This window comes from Xanthobacter pollutisoli (assembly GCF_040044995.1).
In the GTDB taxonomy this organism is placed as follows: domain Bacteria; phylum Pseudomonadota; class Alphaproteobacteria; order Rhizobiales; family Xanthobacteraceae; genus Xanthobacter.
In genome coordinates this window covers 315,369-333,040 of sequence record NZ_JBDZDP010000003.1, presented here as the reverse complement: position 1 = coordinate 333,040, position 17,672 = coordinate 315,369, and the positions used below count along the sequence as shown (strand labels likewise).

At 68.9% G+C, this 17,672-nt stretch carries 16 protein-coding genes and 2 pseudogenes; 10 read left to right on the top strand and 8 right to left on the bottom strand.

What is annotated here, in order from left to right:
* Nucleotides 1–2: 2 nt before the first annotated feature.
* Genes ABLE93_RS10325 through ABLE93_RS10305 form a run of 5 tightly spaced genes read right to left on the bottom strand, consistent with a single transcriptional unit; the run spans nt 3 to nt 3,961 of the window.
* Entirely contained in the window at nt 3–932 is a 930-nt protein-coding gene (locus tag ABLE93_RS10325) for a branched-chain amino acid ABC transporter permease (RefSeq protein WP_348839697.1), read from the bottom strand.
* Between the two features lie 5 nt (nt 933–937).
* Nucleotides 938–1,795, bottom strand: a complete 858-nt coding sequence (locus ABLE93_RS10320; protein WP_348839696.1) for a branched-chain amino acid ABC transporter permease — start codon at nt 1,793–1,795, stop codon at nt 938–940.
* On the bottom strand, nt 1,795–2,505 hold the full coding sequence (locus ABLE93_RS10315; protein WP_348839695.1) for an ABC transporter ATP-binding protein: 711 nt from the start codon (nt 2,503–2,505) through the stop codon (nt 1,795–1,797). Before ABLE93_RS10315 ends, ABLE93_RS10320 begins: the two co-directional genes overlap by 1 nt.
* Nucleotides 2,502–3,287, bottom strand: a complete 786-nt coding sequence (locus ABLE93_RS10310) for an ABC transporter ATP-binding protein (protein ID WP_348839694.1) — start codon at nt 3,285–3,287, stop codon at nt 2,502–2,504. Before ABLE93_RS10310 ends, ABLE93_RS10315 begins: the two co-directional genes overlap by 4 nt.
* Nucleotides 3,284–3,961 carry a TetR family transcriptional regulator gene (locus tag ABLE93_RS10305; protein WP_348839693.1) on the bottom strand — a complete coding sequence of 226 codons (678 nt, stop codon included), beginning with the start codon at nt 3,959–3,961 and terminating at the stop codon, nt 3,284–3,286. Before ABLE93_RS10305 ends, ABLE93_RS10310 begins: the two co-directional genes overlap by 4 nt.
* Before the next feature lie 404 nt (nt 3,962–4,365).
* On the opposite strand from ABLE93_RS10305, the gene hutI reads away from it, so the two are divergent.
* Together hutI and ABLE93_RS10295 are read left to right on the top strand one after the other, a co-directional pair.
* Nucleotides 4,366–5,664, top strand: coding sequence for an imidazolonepropionase (gene hutI / locus ABLE93_RS10300; RefSeq protein ID WP_348839692.1), 1,299 nt, complete (start codon nt 4,366–4,368; stop codon nt 5,662–5,664).
* Nucleotides 5,661–6,557 (top strand): MBL fold metallo-hydrolase, encoded by an 897-nt coding sequence (locus tag ABLE93_RS10295; protein ID WP_348839691.1) that lies wholly within the window; start codon nt 5,661–5,663, stop codon nt 6,555–6,557. The genes hutI and ABLE93_RS10295 overlap by 4 nt, the downstream gene beginning before the upstream one ends.
* 12 nt (nt 6,558–6,569) lie before the next feature.
* On the opposite strand, the gene ABLE93_RS10290 is transcribed toward ABLE93_RS10295, so the two are convergent.
* Nucleotides 6,570–7,457: a LysR family transcriptional regulator gene (locus tag ABLE93_RS10290; protein WP_348839690.1), complete on the bottom strand. Its 888-nt coding sequence runs from the start codon at nt 7,455–7,457 to the stop codon at nt 6,570–6,572.
* 96 nt (nt 7,458–7,553) lie between these two features.
* On the opposite strand from ABLE93_RS10290, the gene ABLE93_RS10285 reads away from it, so the two are divergent.
* Both ABLE93_RS10285 and ABLE93_RS10280 read left to right on the top strand, forming a co-directional pair.
* Complete coding sequence (locus ABLE93_RS10285; RefSeq protein WP_348839689.1) at nt 7,554–8,723, top strand: aminotransferase-like domain-containing protein; 1,170 nt, start codon at nt 7,554–7,556, stop codon at nt 8,721–8,723.
* 3 nt (nt 8,724–8,726) lie between these two features.
* Nucleotides 8,727–9,632, top strand: a complete 906-nt coding sequence (locus ABLE93_RS10280; protein WP_348839688.1) for an AEC family transporter — start codon at nt 8,727–8,729, stop codon at nt 9,630–9,632.
* Nucleotides 9,633–9,660: 28 nt separating this feature from the next.
* Here ABLE93_RS10280 and ABLE93_RS10275 read toward each other — a convergent pair.
* Nucleotides 9,661–10,466: pseudogene (locus tag ABLE93_RS10275) on the bottom strand (lipoprotein N-acyltransferase Lnb domain-containing protein).
* A 295-nt stretch (nt 10,467–10,761) separates the two neighbouring features.
* Between ABLE93_RS10275 and ABLE93_RS10270 the strand changes: the two are divergent.
* The 3 genes and pseudogenes from ABLE93_RS10270 (at nt 10,762) to ABLE93_RS10260 (ending at nt 11,733) form a co-directional block, all read left to right on the top strand.
* Nucleotides 10,762–11,241 carry a HAMP domain-containing protein gene (locus ABLE93_RS10270; RefSeq protein ID WP_348839687.1) on the top strand — a complete coding sequence of 160 codons (480 nt, stop codon included), beginning with the start codon at nt 10,762–10,764 and terminating at the stop codon, nt 11,239–11,241.
* Between the two features lie 32 nt (nt 11,242–11,273).
* Nucleotides 11,274–11,477 (top strand): annotated as a pseudogene (locus tag ABLE93_RS10265) (ATP-binding protein); the annotation flags it as partial.
* Between the two features lie 73 nt (nt 11,478–11,550).
* Nucleotides 11,551–11,733, top strand: coding sequence for a hypothetical protein (locus tag ABLE93_RS10260; protein ID WP_348839804.1), 183 nt, complete (start codon nt 11,551–11,553; stop codon nt 11,731–11,733).
* A 170-nt stretch (nt 11,734–11,903) separates the two neighbouring features.
* Here the strand turns inward: ABLE93_RS10260 and ABLE93_RS10255 are convergent, their stop codons facing one another.
* On the bottom strand, nt 11,904–12,878 hold the full coding sequence (locus ABLE93_RS10255) for a Bug family tripartite tricarboxylate transporter substrate binding protein (RefSeq protein WP_348839686.1): 975 nt from the start codon (nt 12,876–12,878) through the stop codon (nt 11,904–11,906).
* A gap of 575 nt (nt 12,879–13,453) precedes the next feature.
* Between ABLE93_RS10255 and ABLE93_RS10250 the strand changes: the two genes are divergently transcribed.
* From ABLE93_RS10250 to ABLE93_RS10240, 3 genes are read left to right on the top strand one after another with little or no spacing between them, the layout of a single operon-like run.
* Nucleotides 13,454–14,773, top strand: a complete 1,320-nt coding sequence (locus ABLE93_RS10250; RefSeq protein ID WP_348839685.1) for a CaiB/BaiF CoA transferase family protein — start codon at nt 13,454–13,456, stop codon at nt 14,771–14,773.
* 33 nt (nt 14,774–14,806) lie between these two features.
* Nucleotides 14,807–16,444 (top strand): thiamine pyrophosphate-binding protein, encoded by a 1,638-nt coding sequence (locus ABLE93_RS10245; protein WP_348839684.1) that lies wholly within the window; start codon nt 14,807–14,809, stop codon nt 16,442–16,444.
* A 7-nt stretch (nt 16,445–16,451) separates the two neighbouring features.
* Nucleotides 16,452–17,663, top strand: coding sequence for a CaiB/BaiF CoA transferase family protein (locus ABLE93_RS10240; RefSeq protein ID WP_348839683.1), 1,212 nt, complete (start codon nt 16,452–16,454; stop codon nt 17,661–17,663).
* Nucleotides 17,664–17,672: the final 9 nt, after the last annotated feature.

Here is a 17,672-nt window from a genome sequence, read left to right as displayed (position 1 = left end):
CATTATCCTTTCAATGCGGGGCGGCTGGTGGCGGGCACGACAGGTCGGTGCCTGGGCTCGGGCAGAAGCCCCTCGGGGCGGAAGCGAATGACGAGGATCAGCGCGGTGCCGATGACGACGAAGCGCAGTGCCGAAACCTGCTCGGCGTCGAGGAAGCCCAGCCAGGGGCTCAGGAACCGGCTGCCCTCGTAGATGGTCACCACGGCCAGCGCGCCGACCACCGCGCCGACCGTGTTGCCCGGCCCGCCGACGATGACCGACATCCACACCAGGATGGCGACCGGCGTGGTGAAATTGTCGGGCGTGATGGTCTGCACATAATGCGCATAGAGCGATCCGGCCCCGGCCATGAGCATGCTGCCGATGACGAACGACTGGAGGCGGTAGACGAAGACGTCCTTGCCCAGGGTGGCCGGCACCAGCTCGTCCTCGCGGATGGCGCGCAGCACGCGACCGTAGGGCGTTCCTGCAAGCCGCAGCATGAGCGCGAGGGTTAGCGCCACGCCGAGCAGGACTACGCCGAGCACCATCCAGGCATTGGCCGCGCGCCCGAGGTCGGCGAACACCGGGCGGGTCATGATGAGCAGCCCCTTGGGCCCGCCGGTCAGCCAGTCCTCGTTGTTGAAGATGAGCCGGATGGTCTCCGCGAAGCCCAGCGTGACGATGGCGAGAAAGTCGCCGGACAGGCGCAGGCACATGAGCGCCAGCAGGGCGCCGGCGATCGCCCCGGTTGCCATCGCCACGGCGAGGCCGCCGAGGAACGGCGCGTGGAAGCTCTCGGTGGTGATGCCGCTCGCATAAGCGCCGAGGCCGAAGAAGCCCACCACGCCGAAATTGACGAGGCCGGTGAGCCCGAACTGCAGATTCAGGGCCAGCGCGAGGATTACGTAGATCCCGGCGATCGTGAGGATGGCGACGAAATAGGCATCCATGGCGCTTACTTCCGATCCACCTTGAGGCCCAGCAGGCCCTGAGGGCGCAGCAGCAGCACGAGGGCGATCACCACGAAGCCAACGGCACCCTTGTAGGTGGGCGTGAAGTAGGCGGCGGTGAGCTCCTCCGCGAGGCCGATGACGATGGCGCCGATGGCGGCACCCAGCGGCGAGCCGAGGCCGCCGACGATGGCAGCGGCGATGACCGGGATGGCGATGGCCCAGTTGAGGTTGGGATCGATGGCGAGATCCACGCCCACAAGCGTTCCCGAAAGGCCGAACAGCGCGCCGGCGACGATCACGCCGAACGCCTCCACACCGGGCACCGGCAGGCCGCGCACGTTGGCGAGCGAGGGATTGTCGGCCACCGCCCGCACCGCCCGGCCGATGGGCGTGAAGGCGAGCAGCGCGCCCACCGCGAGGGTCGCGACGAGCGATATGGCGATGACCGCGAGGGTCTCCTTCGGCACGCGCAGGCCGGCGAAGACCAGCGGGCCGGTGAGCGGCAGGTCGAAGCCCTTCACCTGCGCGCCGTAACCGAAGCGGATGATGTTCTCGATCACGAACGACAGGGCGATGGAGACGAGGAGGAGAGTGCCGCCGCCCCTCCCGCGCAGGGGACGGAAGACGACCCGGTCGCTGAGCGCCACTGCCCCCGCGCACACGCCCATGGCGCCGACTCCGCCGGCCCAGAGCGGCAGGCCGAGGGGCGCGTTCAGGGTCCAGGCGGCGAATGCGCCCACGGTGACGAACCCGCCGGCCGCGAAATTGGCATAGCGGAACAGGGTGAAGATGAGGGTGAATGCGACGGCCGCCGGGGCAAGGATGGCTGCGGTGGCGAGCGCGTTGACGAGCATCTGCATCAGGCGGCCTCTCCGAAGAAGAGCGCGCCGAAGTCGGGCTCCTGCGCCAGCGCGGCAGCGCTTCCGGACCGCACCACGCGGCCATCCACCAGCACCAGCGCCCGGTCCGCGCGCTCCAGCGCCGCGCGGGCGTTCTGCTCGACGATGAGGATGCCGAGGGCCGCGACGGCGGCGAGCTGGCGCAGCACGTCCAGCATCTCGCCCACGAGCAGCGGCGACAGGCCGGCGGTGGGCTCGTCCACCAGCAGCACGCGCGGGCGGGCCATGAGCGCCATGCCGAGTCCCACCATCTGCCGCTGCCCGCCGGACAGGCCGCCGGCGCGCTTGTGCATATAGGCGGACATGGTGGGCAGAAGGGTCGTCACCTCCTCCTGGCGCCGCGCGATGTCCTTGCGACCCCAGGCGCTGACCTGCAGGTTCTCGGCCACCGTGAGGGTGCGGAAGACGTTGCGCTCCTGCGGCATGAACACCGCGCCGGCCTGGGCGCGGCCGGCGGGGGGCAGCGGCACGAGGTCCGTCCCGTCCAGCGTGAGCGTGCCGCCGGTGACATTCGCCACGCCGGCGATGGACTTCAGGAGCGTGGACTTGCCGGCGCCGTTGGGCCCCACCAGGGCCACCATCTCGCCGGGCGCAACCTCGAGGTCGACGCCGTGGACGATGTCGCCGCCGCCATAGCCGGCGCGCAGATTGTGAAGGCGCAGCAGGGTCATGCGGCCTGTCCCAGATAGGATTCGATGACGGCGGGATTGGCGGAGACGTGGGCGAAGCTGCCCTCCGCCAGCACGCGGCCGGTGGCCATCACCACCACCCTCGAGGCCAGCGCGCGGATGAAGCCGATGTTGTGCTCGATGATGACGAAGGTCTTGCCGTGCTCGCGATTGAGGCGCTGGATCAGAAGCGCGATCTCGTCCACGAGGTGGGGAGCAACGCCGGCGGCGATCTCGTCGAGCAGGATGGTGTCCGCCTCGGCCATCAGGCAGCGCGCCATCTCCAGCAGCTTCTTCTGTCCGCCCGAGAGGGTGGAGGCGAGCTTGGCTTCGTGGTCCGACAGTGAGACGAGAGCCAGCATCTCGCGCGCCCGTTCGGTGGCCGCCCGCTCGTCGCGGCGCACGGCCGCGGGCCGGAACAGGGCCCCGGTGAGCTTCTCGCCGGCATTGTCGCGGGCGGCGAGCATGACGTTCTCCAGCACGGTGAGCTTGTCGAGCTCGCGGGCGAGCTGGAAAGTGCGCACCAGACCGAGCTGCGCCAGGCGGTGGGGCGGAAGGCCGGTGGCCTCCACGCCGTTCACCACGAGCCGGCCGGCATCGGGTTTGAGAACGCCGGACATCAGGTTGAAGAGGGTTGTCTTGCCGGCGCCGTTCGGTCCGATCAGGCCAAGGATCTGCCCCGGCTCCACCAGGAAGGACACGTTGTCCACCACGGTTACGCCGCTGAAGCGCTTGGTGAGCCCGTTGACCTCGATCCGGGGCGGGGATTCAAGAGATGTGGTCATGGCCTGCGCCGGGTGGTGCCCGCTCGGGGCTTTGGCGCAGCGTCGCTTTCTTTCGCGAGGATGGTCTGCACCGCATCCACCAGCATGGCGAGCACGTCGCGCACGCGTGCCTCGTCCCGGTGGATGTTGTCCTGGATGCGCAGCCCGCGCAGGGTGGCGACGATGAGCGTGATGACCACTCGGATGCGCTCGGGAGGCAGCCCCGACACTTCGAATGCCTGGACGCCCAGATCCTCGTAGGACCGGAAGAGATCCGTGAGGATCTGGTTCACAGCCTCGCCGACCCGGGTATCGCGGCCGGAGACCATGAGGTCGAGCATGGTGACCAGCGCATTGGCGCGGAACACACCCTCGTAGAGCCGGTCGACGAAGGTGGCCACGTCTGTCCGGCCCGCGCTCATGTCGTCGGCCAGCGTGGCGACGATATCCCGCGCGCGGCGCCAGAAATGCGCAGCGGTGTCGATGATGAGATCATCCCGCGTCGGATAGTGATGCAGCATGGCGCCGCGGGAGACCCCGCACCTCTGCGCTATGGCAGCAGCGGATGCGGCGTTGACGCCGACTTCGGCGATGAGTTCCTCGGTGGCGGCACGCAGCCGGGCGCGCATGGCGGCGCCTTTCAGCTCGCGGCCGTCGGCGGTCTCGCCTTCGTTTCTGAGGAGCAGTGTTTCCATGATCGAACCCTGCCATGGGGCGGCCGATGGCGTGCGCAAAAAAGTCAATCATGACTGCTTGTTTTATGCGCAGCCGCCCCTCGCCGTCGTCTCCCGTCGCTCGGGAGGCTGAAATTTTTGCGTTGCGCTGCGATCTCTGCGGGTCCGCGCCCGGTTTTCGGCTGATAGATATTTGTTCAGAGTAGAAAAGAAATCCGATATTACTCAATCTTTATCAACAGATATCCATATCTAAATCACAGTTTGGCGCCAATATGTCTTGTTTTTATCAAGTATGACAGAATAGAAGATAGGTATTCATATTTGATGGCGCGTGATGGGCCGTGTACACCGTATGCGAGCTTGACGCGATCGCTTCCCGGCCACCCCTGGAACGCACCGCGCTGCGGCATGGGGAGAGACAGTTGCTCGTTCGGGAAACGCTGGCTGAGAACGGGCCGGCACTTGCGGCGCCGGCCGACCTCGTGATTCTCGGTGCCGCACAGGTGGTGTTGTGCGATCCGGCCAGCCCCGACGGAATCGGCGTTCTCGAGGGAGGCGCCGTCGCGGTCCGTAACGAGGATATTGTTGCGGCAGGGCCGGCGGCGGGGATCGTGCCTCTGATCGGCGCGCAGACGCGGATCGTGGACGCGCGCGGCGGTGTCGTCACGCCCGGGCTCGTGGATTGCCATACCCACCTCGTGTTCGAAGGCGACCGCTCCAACGAGTATTTCCACCGCACGCGCGGGCTCGACGATGCCGGGCTCACCGCCGCCGGCCTGTCCTGGGGTGTTCCGGCCTCCCAGCTGGTGAATGCCGGCCTGCCGCCCGAGCGCCTCGCCGAGGCGGCGCAGCTGCGCGCCCGGAGCATGCTCGCCTGCGGCACCACCACCATCGAGACCAAGTCCGGCTACGGGCTCGATCACGACAGCGACCTCGCCTCGCTGAAAGCCGCGCGTCTGGTGGCGGAGGCCACCGGCCTGGAGATCGTCGGCACCTATCTTGGCGCCCATGCCCGACCGCGGGAGGGGGCGGCGCGCTATCTCGACCGCATGATCGCAGACACCATCCCGGCGGTTGCCGCAGGCGGGCTCGCCGAATTCTGCGACGTTTATGTGGACCCTGACGTCTTCACCCTGGACGAGTGCCGCCGGGTCCTCACCGCCGCGGCTGACGCCGGGCTCGTCGCCAAGCTGCACACCGATGCGCGGGTCAATATCGGCGGCGCGCGCCTGGCCGCCGAAATGGGCGCGGCCTCGGTCGATCACGGCAACATGCTGAGCGACGACGATCTGCGCGTTCTGGCGGATGCCGGCACCAGCGTCGCCTTCTTCCCCGGCTTCGACTGGGCGGTGAACCATCCCCGGCCGGTCGATGGGCGCCGTTTTGCCTGCTCGGGCGTCAACGTGGCGCTGGCCACCGACCTGTGCCCGGTGTGCTGGCATCTCTCGCAACAGATGACCATGGGTTTCGCGTGCCGCCTTTCGGGCCTGTCGGCGGAGGATGCGCTGCTGGGCGTCACCTTGAACGCCGCGAAGGCGATCCGGCGCGATGCCCGGATCGGCTCCATCGCCCCCGGCAAGCAGGCGGACCTCGTGGTGTTCGACGTGCCCGATTTCCGCCAGCTCGCTTTTCGCTTCGGCACCAACGCGGCGGCGGTCGTCATCAAGAAGGGCCGCGTTCTCGTGGACGCGACGGCACCCAACCCGAGGGACGGACGATGAAGGACAGGAGCAGTGAAGGCTTGTGGGCGTGGCGCCAGAGCGAGAACCACAACCACATGATCGAGCTTCAGGAGGCAGGGCCCAAGGCGGACGCGGACGGCTCCTTCGAGCTCGCCTTCTTCGGTGGCTCGGCCTTCCGCGTCACCACTCCTGCCGGGCTCACGCTGATGCTCGATCCCTGGCGCAATCCGCCATGGGGGACGTGGGACTGGTACCTTTACGATTTCCCCAAGACACAGGTGGACGTGGCCCTCTCCACCCACGCACATTTTGACCATGACGGCCTGCACCAGATCAGCGCGAACGTCATTCTTGACCGGCTGATCGGCACGTACAGCTTCGCCGACGTGACCATCACCGGCATCGCCGACAAGCATGTGAGCGACAGCCGCCACAACGCCTATGACTGGGCGGAAATGACCCGCCGCCTGAGCCATGTGGGCACCACGCCCCCCGACAATTGGCGCTCGTTCGACAACTGCCTCATCATCGTGGAAGTGGCTGGCCTCAGGATCCTGCACTGGGGCGACAACCGGCCGAATCCGCCGGACAGCGTGTGGGAAAAGCTGGGCGAGATCGACATCCTGCTGCTGCCGGTGGATGGCTCTCAGCATGTGCTGAGCTATGCCCAGGCCGATGCGGTGGCGGAGCGGCTGAAGGCGCGTCTCATCGTGCCCCATCACTACGGCATCTGGGACGTGACCACGCGGGGCTCGACCCTGCTGCCGCCGGACGCGTGGGTGAACGCCCGCGCCGACGCCATCTGGGCCGACGCCGGGGCGGTGCGGCTCGATCCTGCCTTCGTCAAGGCGCAGGCGGGCCGCGTCTTCTGCTTCGGGGAGAAGGTCGCCTTCGACAAGCCGAATCCGAAGGCCGTGCCCAAGGGGGCGTGATCTTCTGCCTAGTCAACGGCCGAGCGCCTGCTCGGCCGCCATCCGCCAGACGATCTCGGCAGCGTGGGAGGAAAAGCCGCCCGCGCGCCGCGCCAGGCAGATGGTGCGGGGAAAGCTCGGCTCCAGGGGCTTCACGCTGACGCCTTCATGGGTTTCCGGCACCGCCGTCTCGGCGATGACCGACACGCCCATGCCGGCACGCACCAGGGCCAGGATCGACGTGATCTGCTGAATGGAATGGCGGATCTTCGGCTCCGCGCCGGCACGGGCGAACCAGGCGCGCACGAGCGGCTCGCTGCCGCCCTTGGTCATGATGAAGGGAACGTCCGCCAGCGCCCGCGCGTCCAGCGCCCCGCGCCGGGCGAGGGCATCACCGCTGCGCACCAGCGCCACCAAATGGTCCTGCTTGAGATGCAAGAGCTCGAGGTCCGGGTCCTCGGTCTCGACGATGGTTGCGAAATCGACGCTTCCGTCATGCAGCGCCTGCAAGGTGGGCTGGTCGGTGTTCTCGGTGATCTCGATCTGCAGCCGGCCGTAGCGGCGCGCCACCGCGCCGACGATCTGCGGCAGGATGTGGGTGGAGGCGGACGCGCCGAACGAGGCGATGCGCACCACGCCGTCGCCCTTGGCGCGGCAGTCATCCAGGCGGCGCGCCGTGAGGCGGGCAAGCTCCTCCTGCCGCTCGGCATGCTCGGCGAGAATGCGGCCCTCCGCCGTGAGCGCCAAAGGCCGGCGCCCGCGCACGACCAGCGCGAGCCCGCACATCTCCTCCGCGCGGACGATGGCCTTGCTCGCCGCCGGCTGGCTCACGTCGAGGGCGCGCGCGGCTTCGCTGAGATTGCCCAGTCGCGCCACCAGCGGCAGCAGGCGCAGGGCGAGTTGCGGCAGGGCATCGAACACGGGGTCCCCCTTTAAATAACCAAAGGTTATTGGATCATGCCGCTCCATTCTTCTGAAGAATAGTCCTGCCGTCACCCGAAACGTCCGGTCTGCCCCGTGAACCTTGTTCTCAACCCTTTCGTCGCCGCCATTCCCGCCAATCCCCTGCGGGCGCTGTTCCCCTATGCTGCGCGGCAGGGCATGCTCAATCTCGCCAGCGGGCATCCCTCCCGCGATGCCTACGATCATGAAGGGCTCACCGAGGCGCTGGCCAAGGCGGGCGCAGATTTCGCAGCCTGGACCTATGGTCCCAGTGGCGGCGATCCGGAGCTGCTGGCGGCGCTGAGCGAACAGGTGGCGGAGGTGCCGGCCGGCCACCGCCTTCTCGTCACGTCCGGCGCGCAGCAGGGCATCGACCTCGCCATCCGCACCCTGGCGCCGCCCGGAGCCGCTGTGCTGGTGCCGGAGCCGGTCTATCCCGCCGTGCTCTCGGCCTGTGCGGCGGTGGGCGTGCGCGCCGTGGGCTATCGCGTGGCGGCGTCCGATGCGGCCATGTCGGGTCTTGCCGATGCGCTGGCGGCGACCCCCGATGCCTGCGGCGTCTATGTGCTGCCGACCTTCGGCAATCCCACGGGCGAGACGCTGTCACAGACCCAGCGGCTGGCTCTGCTCGCCCTGTGCGCGGCGCGGGGCCTGCCGATCATCGAGGACGACCCCTACCGCGCCCTGTGGTTCCGCGCGCCGCCTCCGCCCAGCCTGATGACGCTGGCGCCGCAGGTGCCCGGCGCCGTGGTCATTCATCTCGGCAGCCTCTCCAAGATCATTTCGCCGGGCCTGCGCCTCGGCTGGGCTATCGCGCCGAATGCGGTGGCGGCACCCATGCAGGAAGCCCGGCAGGCGAGCGATCTTCAGCCCAACTCGCTGGCGCAGCGCGTGGCGCTGCACTACCTGCGTCTCGGCCGGCTCGACGCCCACGTGGCGCGCGTGCGCGCCCTGTATGCGGCCCGTCACGACGCGTTGGTCGAACGCCTCGGCGCAGCGGGGTTCGTGATGCCGCCGGTGGAGGGCGGGATGTTCGTCTTCGCGCGGATGCCGGAGGGCGTTGCACGCGAGGGTCTGTTCGAGCGGGCCGTGGCGCGCGGCGTGATGTACGCGCCCGGGGACGCCTTCGCCCTCCTGAGCGGGGATGCGGCCTTCGCGGACAGGATGCGCCTGTGCTTCGTGGGGCTCGCCGACGTCGACGTGCCGTTGGCTGCCGATCGGCTCGTCGCGGCGGCGCGGGGCTAGACCATGCTGCAGATCCTCATCGCATTGCTGCCTGACTTCAGCCTGATCGCCCTCGGCGGCGTGCTGCGTGTAACCCTGTCATCGGATGCCTGGAAGGCGATCGACAAACTGAACTTCCAGGTGCTGTTCCCGGCCCTCATCTTCACCGCCGCGCTCAGCAAGGCCCCCGATGCGGGCGACGTTCTGGTGGTCGGGCTCGGCGTCTGGCTCATCATCGGCCTCGGCTTCTGCCTCGCCTGGCCGCTCCGCCGCCTTGGGCCGGAGCGCTTCCTCGACTTCGCCGGCCTGTGGCAGACCGCCTGGCGGTTCAATACGGCGCTCGCTTTCGTGGCCGTTCAGACCCTGCCGGAGACGCACCGCGCTCTCATGTCCATCGCCATCGGCATGGCGGTGCCGCTTGCCAACGTGCTCGCCATCGGCGCGCTGTCCCGCGGGCATGCCCTCTCCCTGCCGAAGATGATCCGGCAGATCGTGACCAATCCCTTCTTCGTCGCCAGCGTCGCCGGCATGACGCTGTCCATGCTGCGGGTGGAGATCGATCCCCTCGTGCTCAAGCCCGTCCGGATGCTCGCGATGGCGGCCATTCCCGTCGCGCTCCTGTCCATCGGCGCGTCCCTGAACTGGCGGGCGCTGGCGCGTGTCACGCGGTTTTCCGTTGCGCTCAACGCCATCAAGCTGGTGATCCTGCCCGCCGCCACATGGATGATCGCCACGGCGCTGGGCATCGACCCGGTCCGCACAACCGTGCTGACGCTGTTTGCGGCGCTGCCGACCGCCTCGGCGGCGCATGTGCTCGCCTCCGTCTTCGGCGCGGACCGCGAGGCCGTGGCGACCCTGATCGCCCAGTCCACGCTCATCGGCTGCATCACCCTGCCGCTGTGGCTGATCTTCCTGAGCGCGTCCGCCTAGGATCTATCGGCGATGGACGTGGAGGCAGTCACTTGGTGTCGCCGCCCAAGCCCGCGGCGCCGGCCGCGAGCTTCGCGCGCAAGTAGGCGCTCCACGCCGCGTCGGACGGAAACTCCTCCGGCGAGCTTATGCCGTTGCGGACCCCGTGGGTCCTCGCCAAATCCTCCGCGGACATGCCGTCATCGACCAGGCCGAGCTGCTGGAACAGGCTCAGGGCGTAGCCGGGGATCCATCGGCGGATGTCATGCCAAGGCACATCGGCAAAGCTCTCCGGCGCAAGGTTCATGAGCGTTGTCATGCAGCTCTCGCGCAGCGTCGAGTAAAAGATCGGGCGTGCGTCGATCCGGTTAATAAAGGTGAGGACGCGTTCAAAGTACAAGCGGATCGCCGCCGCGTCCCGATGAATCGGAAAGATCTGGACCTCGTCGGGGGGCGTGCGGGCGAGGCGGCCCCAGATCAAGTCCCGTTCGCTGCCGATCTCGGGATAGATGGGATCCCGGCGAAGAAGCCCGCGAGCGCGTCGAAGCTGGCGCCCTTCGCCTGCCGCGCCTCGATGGAAACCACCACGTGGCGTCCGTCGGCGAAGCCGAAAGACAGCATGACGTGGGCGAGCGCCTTCATGTCCCCGAAGGGCTGGATGATGAGGTCAGCGCCGGTGAGTGTGGACAGGTCAAAGGAGGCCGTGGTCCACCGAGGCACGGACGCCTCGCCGGGCCGATGAAGGGCATCGCGGAAATTGCTGATGGTGACCGTGTCGCCGTCGATCACCGAAGTGGGATTGCGCTGCTGGAGCACCACCCAGTCTTGCTCGATCGGCTTGGTGCTGAAGAACATGCCGCCGAGCGCCGCGATGCCTGCGAATGCCATCACCCGGCGCGCCCTGAGCCACAGACCGGGTGTGAACCACCACACCTTCGGGGAAATTGAGGCGATCGGCCCCGATCAGCACACCGAAACGGGCGCCTGCTGGATGGATCACCTGCTGCGCCCGGTCCGAGCCACGCCTCCTAGTCGCCTGAATCGGTGGGCTCGGGAGATTTCTCCGGGGCTTCGCTAGGCCTGGCCGCTCACCCGCCCGGCCCAGTTCTAGTATCTCAACGGCAGCGCCGGCATGGGCCTGGCGGCGCGCATGGAGAACCGGAACTGTCTCAACTCCGCCTTCTCCCAGCCGGAGCCGGAAGGCTTCTGGAACGCGCGCTCCATCGCCTCGCTCGGCCTTACGGCGCTGCTCCTCACGGTGCTCGCCGCCTTCGCCGCGCGCGGCGTCACCCAGCCGCTGGGGCGCCTTGCTCTGGCGGTGGAAGCCTTCGGCCGCCGCCAGCTGGTCGAGCCCCTGCCCGATACCGGGCCGGACGACATGCGGCGCACCGCCCAGGCCTTCATCCGCATGCAGGAGCGGCTCTCGCGCTTCGTGGAGGACCGCACGCGCATGCTCGCCGCCGTCGGCCACCACCTGCGCACGTTGCTCACCTCGCCGTGCCTGCGCGCGGAATTCGTCTCCGACGACGAACTCAGGGACAAGAGGCTGTCCACCATCGCCGAGATCGAGTCCATGACCGAGATGACCCTCGCTTTCGTCCGCGAGCAGGGCGCCGCCGAGCCACCGTAGCCGGTGGATCTCACGGCGCTGGTGGAGAGCCTGTGCGAGGACCTCGCCGAGCTTGGCCACACCGGGGTCCCACCGAGGGGCCGAGGAGCGGCTACCGCTGCCGGCCGGCGGCCCTGCGCCGGGCCTGCCGCAACCTCCTGAAGAATGCGGCGCGCTACGGCAAGCGCGCCCGCGTACGGGTGGAGGCGAGCGCGCAGAGCGTGGACATCGTGGTGGCGGACGACGGCCCGGGCATTCCTGAGCCGTTGAGCGAGCAGGTGTTCGCGCCGTTCTACCGGATGGAGAATTCCCGCAACTGGGACCGGCGGGGTGGGCCTCGGGCTTGCAATCGCCTGGCACCACGGCGGCGACGTGGTGCTGACCAACCTTGCCCGCGGACTGTCGGCCCGGCCCACCCTTTCCGCCGCCGAAGCCGCGGTGCCGGCCCGGTCCGTCGCCGACCAGGACCCCTCGTCGTCGCCGCTCCTTCTCGCGCCGGCGGCCCAGCGCTAGAGGGGGTTCGGGTGACGCGAGACCGCGCTCGATTGCAGGGCGATGCCTGAAGTCAAGGGCCCCCGGGGGCATTCCCGGGGCCTTGAGACGCGCAGATGACGGCGCCGCATGGTCCGACGCCCGCCGTTTGTTCGAGTTCCGGCCACTGCGCGGCCCGGGGAGGCGCCGCCTCAGTCCTCGGTGATCTTGGCCTCGGCGATCACCCGCTTCCACAGATCGGAATTGGTGTCGATGATGCGGGCGAGCTCGTCCGGCGTGCTCGTCATGGGGATGAAGCCGGAGGCCTCGAAGAGGCGCCGCAGCTCGGGGGCGGCGACCACGGTGCGCAGCGCGGCGTTGAGCTTGTCGCGGATCTCCGCCGGCAGTCCCGCAGGCCCGAGGACGCCGAACCAATTGTCCTGCTTGAAGTCCGGATAGACGTCGGAGATCAGCGGCGTCCCTGGCGGCAGGGCTTCGGGCGAGAGGGTTGACATCCCTATCAGTTTGAGTTTTCCGGTGCGGATATAGTCGAGCATGGTCGGCGTCGAGGTGGTGATCAGCACCTGGACCTCGCCGTTCATCACGCCGAGCGTGGTCACGGACGAGCCCTTGTAGGGGACGGCCGCGAGCGAGATTCCGGCGGTCTGCGCGAACAACTCGGTGGTCAGATGGCCCGACGAGCCGCTTCCGGCGTGGGCATAGAGCAGCGGCTTGGTCTGGGTCTTGGCGTAAGCGACGAAGCTCTTGAGGTCCGTGACCGGCACCGCGGCATTGACCACCATGATCATCGGCTGGGTGGCGACGAGCGTGATCGGCGTGAAGCTCTTCTGCGCGTCGTAGCCGGCATGCTTCTGGATCAGCGGTGCGATCACCCCGGGGCCGTCGTTGCTGAACAACAGTGTGTAGCCGTCGGGTGCCGCCTTGGCGACCTCCCGGGCGGCGATGGTTCCGGCGGCACCCGCGCGGTTCTCCACCACGATGGGCTGGCCGAGGATCTTCGACAGGGGATCCTGCATCGCCCGCGCCATCACGTCGGTGGTCCCGCCCGGCGGATAGGGCACGAGCAGGCGGATTGGCCGCTCGGGATAGGGAGCAGCCTGCGCGCTCGCGAGCGCAAGGGCGAGCACGCCGGCGACGAGCGCCGGCACGAAGCGAAGCATGGGCATCCTCCCGTTCCTGCGCGCCTGTCCCGGCGCGCTTCCGAACGCAATCTGGCCGCCAGGCGGCCGCACGGGCGCCGGGCCCGTTGCGTGGCGTCCGGCCGTGCATCCGCCCGTTTGGCGCCGGGCGGTCCAAAGGGTGCCTGGCGGCCTTCCCTGCGGTGCATCAGCCTAGGCGACCGGCACGACGGTGCTCCATGATGATTTTCTGATGCTTCGATAACTTGCGGACATTGTCGGGCCCGCCGCCCCGGGCCGAGGCGTCCTTGGACGGCGCCCAAGCGGTGGTCCGATCCGGCCGGGCGCGCGGGCCGCCGGCGGTCATGCGGCTGCGTTATCCGCGGATAACCAATCAGTCTTGGGCGCCGCCCGGCCGGCTCTCTAGATTGCGTCTCGAAAGCCTCGCCCCGCCTCATGGGGTTGCACGCCCGACCGGCCGGGGCTGCCACGAAGATGACGGCAAGCACAATGCCCGTGCCCTGCGGCTGAATTCGTGCGGACGCGGCCCGACGGCGGGCTCAGGACGCGGCGGATCGGCGAGGGTCACGAATTTTTCCCATCCCGGAAGAGGAAGGCGCGCAGTGGACGATCACGACAGGATCTTCGGGACCTCGTCCGCCGAGTTCGGTCCCCAGGCCGACGCAGGAGCGGAACACAGGCCGTCGGCCGAAGCTCCTGCGCCGCGCGCCGCCGCCGCCGCGCTCGCCGGCGTGCGCGTCGTCGACCTCACCCAGTTCGAAGCCGGCCCGGTCTGCACCGAGACCCTGGCGTGGCTTGGCGCCGAGGTCATCAAGGTGGAAGCGCCGGGCCGCGGCGAGCAGGGCCGCAAGGCCACCACCGACGCCGCCAATCTCGATTCCAACTTTTTCCTCATCCTCAACGCCAACAAGCGCAGCATCACCTGCAATCTGAAGGACGAGGAAGGCCGGGCGCTGTTCCGCCGGCTCATCGCCGAGGCCGACGTCTTCATCGAGAATTTCGCCCCCGGCGCCATCGAGCGGCTCGGCTTCTCCTATGACGAGGTGCGGAAGATCAATCCCTCCATCATCTACGCCCAGATCAAGGGCTTCGCGCCGGAGGGACCCTATGCCAATTACCTCGCCTTCGACGCCATCGCGCAGGCCGCCGGCGGCAGCGTGTCCATAACCGGGGAGGAGGACGGGCGCCCGCTGAAGCCCGGTCTGAACGTGGCCGATACCGGCGCCGGCCTGCACTGCGCCATCGGCATCCTCGCCGCACTCTATCAGCGGCGCATCACCGGCGAAGGCCAGCGTATCGAGGTGGCGATGCAGGACGCGGTCATCAATTTCGGCCGCATCGCCTTCGCCGCCCAGGCCAATTCCGGCAAGGCCGCGCCGCGCACCGGCAACCAGAGCATCCTCGCCGGTACCTCCCCGAGCGAGGTCTACCCCTGCAAGGGCGCCGGGCCCAACGATTATTGCTACGTCTATACGAGCCGCGCCGGCAACCACCATTGGGAGCGGCTGCTGACGGTGATCGGCCGGGAGGACCTCAAGGACGACGCGCGCTTCACCACCCCCCAGGCCCGCCAGGGCCGCTACCGCGAGGTTGACGCCGTCATCGCCGAATGGACCCGCCTGCACGACAAGCGGGAGGTGATGCGGCAGTTCGGTGAGGCCGGCATCCCGGCAAGCGCGGTGTTCGACACTTGGGAGCTGACCCACGATCCGCACCTGCGCGCCCGCGGCACCTTCGTGACCGTGGACCATCCCGAGCGGGGAAGCTTCACCATGCCGGGCTTCGTGGTGAAGATGTCCGGCTCGCAGGTGCCGATGGCGCCGGCGCCGCTGCTCGGGGCGGACAATGCGCATGTCTACCGCAGGCTCCTCAACCTGCCCGAGGAGGAGCTCGGCCGCTTGTCCGCAGCGGGCGTCATCTGAGCCGGCATTCTAGTATCGAGGCGGCGGGACATCATGGGCATTCGAGGTTTTGAGCTCGTCGGGCGCGCGCTGGCGCAGGCCGGCGCGGATACCGCCTTCTTCATCATGGGCGGCCCCATCAACGACACGCTCCTCGCCGCGCGCGACAACGGCGTGCGGCTGATCGACGTGCGGCACGAGCAGGCCGCGGCGATGATGGCCCAGGCCTACGCCCGCGTGCGGCGGCGGCCCGGCCTGTGCCTCGGGGCATCCGGCCCCGGCACCATCAATCTCACCACCGGGCTTGCCAACGCGCTCGTCGATTGCGCGCCGGTGGTGGCGCTGGGCGGCGCCAGCCCGCTGAAAGAGTTTGGCACCGACGCCTTCCAGGAGATCGACCAACTCGCCATCATGCGGCCCGTGACCAAATGGGCTGAGCGCGTCCACGAGGCGCGCCGCATTCCCGAATACATCGCCCGCGCCTTTCAGACCGCCATGTCGGGCCGGCCGGGGCCGGTCTATCTCGACCTTCCCGGCGACGTCCTCTACGAGGAGGTCGACACGTCGGCGGTGGCCTGGCCGCGGCCGGTCGAGATACGCCCGCCGGCGGCGAGCGCCGCGAGCATCGCGCAATGCGCCGACCTGCTGAAGGCGGCGCAGCGTCCGGTCATCCTGTCGGGCAGCGGCATCCTTTGGTCGGGCGCGGCTGAGCGGCTGGCCCGGTTCGTGGAGGCGACGGGCATCCCGCTCTTCACCACCCCCCAGGGCCGCGGCATCACGCCGGAGGATGCGGCCACAAGCTTCCCGCTCGCCCGCTCCACGGCCTGTCGCGAGGCCGATCTCGTGCTCGTTCTCGCCACCCGCCTCACCTACGTCTTCAGCCAGGGCAAGGCGCCGCGGTTCGGCGCGGATGCGCGGTTCGTGATGGTCAACGCCGATCCGCAGGCGATCGTCGCGGCCCCGCGGGTCGACCTCGGCCTCGTCGCCGATGCCGGCCTTTTCGTCGACCAATTGGCCGCCGCCCTCGCCGATGACCCGACGGCGACGCGGCTCGCGCCGTGGCAATCGCACCTCAGGGCCATCGAGGACAAGAAGAAGCCGGCGGCCGAGGCTGAGCTCGATACCGACGCCCTTCCCATCCATCCCCTGCGGCTGTGTCGCGAGATCCGCGATTTCATCGATCCCGAGACGATTCTCGTGGTGGACGGACAGGAGATCCTCAACTACGGCCGCCAGAGCATCCCGAGCCACCGGCCGGGCCAGCGCCTGAATTCCGGCCCGTTCGGCACCATGGGCGTCGGCCTGCCGTTCGGGGTCGGCGCCAAGGCGGCGCGGCCCGACAAGAAGGTGCTGGTGCTGCACGGCGACGGCTCGTTCGGCCTCAACGCCATGGAGCTCGACACCGCGGTCCGTCACGGCCTGCCGATCCTCGTGGTCATCAGCCTGAACGGCGGCTGGACCGCCGATCCCGAGCGCAAGAAGCCGGGCCGCGACCTCGGCTACACGCGATTCGATCGGATGGCCGAGGCGCTCGGCTGCCACGGCGCCTATGTGGAGCGGCCCGAAGACATCCGCCCCGCGCTCGAGCGCGCCGCCGCCGAGGTTGCCGAGGGCCGCACCGCCCTCGTCAACGTCGTCACTGACTGGCGGGCCCGGGCCGGCACCGTCAGCTTCACCGCCTTCAGCACTTGAGGCCCCCATGGACGCACACCGGGACGGCGCGCTCAGCGGCATCCGCGTGCTGGACTTCACCCATTTCATCGCCGGGCCCTACTGCACCATGCTGTTGGGCGACCTCGGCGCCGAGGTCATTAAGATCGAAGCGCCCACCGGCGACACCTTCCGCCATTTCCGCCCCCACGTAGCGGGGGAGAGTGGCCCCTTCCTCGGCTTCAACCGCAACAAGCGTGGCCTCTGCCTCGATCTCAGGCACAAGCTCGGCCAGGAGATCGCGCTCGACCTCGTGCGCCACGCCGACGTCCTGGTGGAGAACTTCTCGTCCGGCGTCATGGACCGGTACGGGCTTGGCCCGGCCACAGCGGCAGAGGCCAATCCGCGCCTCGTCTACTGCTCGGCCACCGCCTATGGCCGCACCGGCAGCCTCGCGGCCCGGCCGGGGTTCGACCCGGTGGTGCAGGCCGAGACCGGCTTCATGTCCATGAACGGTCGTCCGGACGACGAGCCGACCCGCACCGGACCGGCGGTGATGGATGTCTCGACCGGGATGATGGCGTGCAACGCCGTGCTCGCCGCCCTTATTGCGCGAAGCCGCACCGGCCGCGGGCAATATGTCGAGGTGGCGCTTTTCGATACCGCGGTGAACATGCTCGGCTTTCACGGCATGAGCTTTCTCACCTCGGGGATAAATCCGATGCGCTTCGGCAACCTGAGCTCCGACAGTGCCCCCATGGGCATGTTCCACGCCGCCGACGGGCCGTTTTACATCGGCTGCGCCAATGACGGCCTGTTCCGCCGGCTGGCGACCACCGTCGGCCGGCCGGAGCTCGCGACTGATCCGGACTATGCCACCGCCGTGCGGCGGGTGGAGAACCGTCACGTCCTGGCGCGCACGCTGGACGCGCTGTTCGCGACGACGCCCCGGCAGGACTGGGTAGACAGGTTGATCGAGGCCGGGGTGCCGGCCGGTGTGCCGAAGACCGTGGCGGAGGCCATGAACTCCCCCGAAATGGCGGAGCGCGGCCTCATCAGCCGGATTCCTCATCCGACCGCCGGGACCATCCCCAACGTGGCGCCGCCGCTCCAGCTGTCCGACACCCCCATCGTGCCGCCGGTGGCCGGCCCCTTGCTGGGCCAGCACAGCAGCGCGGTCCTCGCCGAGGTGCTCGGCTTCGACGCGGCGCGCATCGCGGCGCTCACCGAAGCCCGTATCGTGCGGCAGGCCAAGGTCTGAGGAGGCGCG

Coding starts and splice junctions, on each gene's coding strand:
- ABLE93_RS10310 (WP_348839694.1), bottom strand. CDS start 3,287: ATGACCACATCTCTTGAATCCCCGCCCCGGATCGAGGTCAACGGGCTC.
- ABLE93_RS10255 (WP_348839686.1), bottom strand. CDS start 12,878: ATGCCCATGCTTCGCTTCGTGCCGGCGCTCGTCGCCGGCGTGCTCGCC.
- ABLE93_RS10320 (WP_348839696.1), bottom strand. CDS start 1,795: ATGCAGATGCTCGTCAACGCGCTCGCCACCGCAGCCATCCTTGCCCCG.
- ABLE93_RS10305 (WP_348839693.1), bottom strand. CDS start 3,961: ATGGAAACACTGCTCCTCAGAAACGAAGGCGAGACCGCCGACGGCCGC.
- ABLE93_RS10245 (WP_348839684.1), top strand. CDS start 14,807: ATGGGCATTCGAGGTTTTGAGCTCGTCGGGCGCGCGCTGGCGCAGGCC.
- ABLE93_RS10280 (WP_348839688.1), top strand. CDS start 8,727: ATGCTGCAGATCCTCATCGCATTGCTGCCTGACTTCAGCCTGATCGCC.
- ABLE93_RS10325 (WP_348839697.1), bottom strand. CDS start 932: ATGGATGCCTATTTCGTCGCCATCCTCACGATCGCCGGGATCTACGTA.
- ABLE93_RS10240 (WP_348839683.1), top strand. CDS start 16,452: ATGGACGCACACCGGGACGGCGCGCTCAGCGGCATCCGCGTGCTGGAC.
- ABLE93_RS10270 (WP_348839687.1), top strand. CDS start 10,762: ATGGAGAACCGGAACTGTCTCAACTCCGCCTTCTCCCAGCCGGAGCCG.
- ABLE93_RS10295 (WP_348839691.1), top strand. CDS start 5,661: ATGAAGGACAGGAGCAGTGAAGGCTTGTGGGCGTGGCGCCAGAGCGAG.
- ABLE93_RS10315 (WP_348839695.1), bottom strand. CDS start 2,505: ATGACCCTGCTGCGCCTTCACAATCTGCGCGCCGGCTATGGCGGCGGC.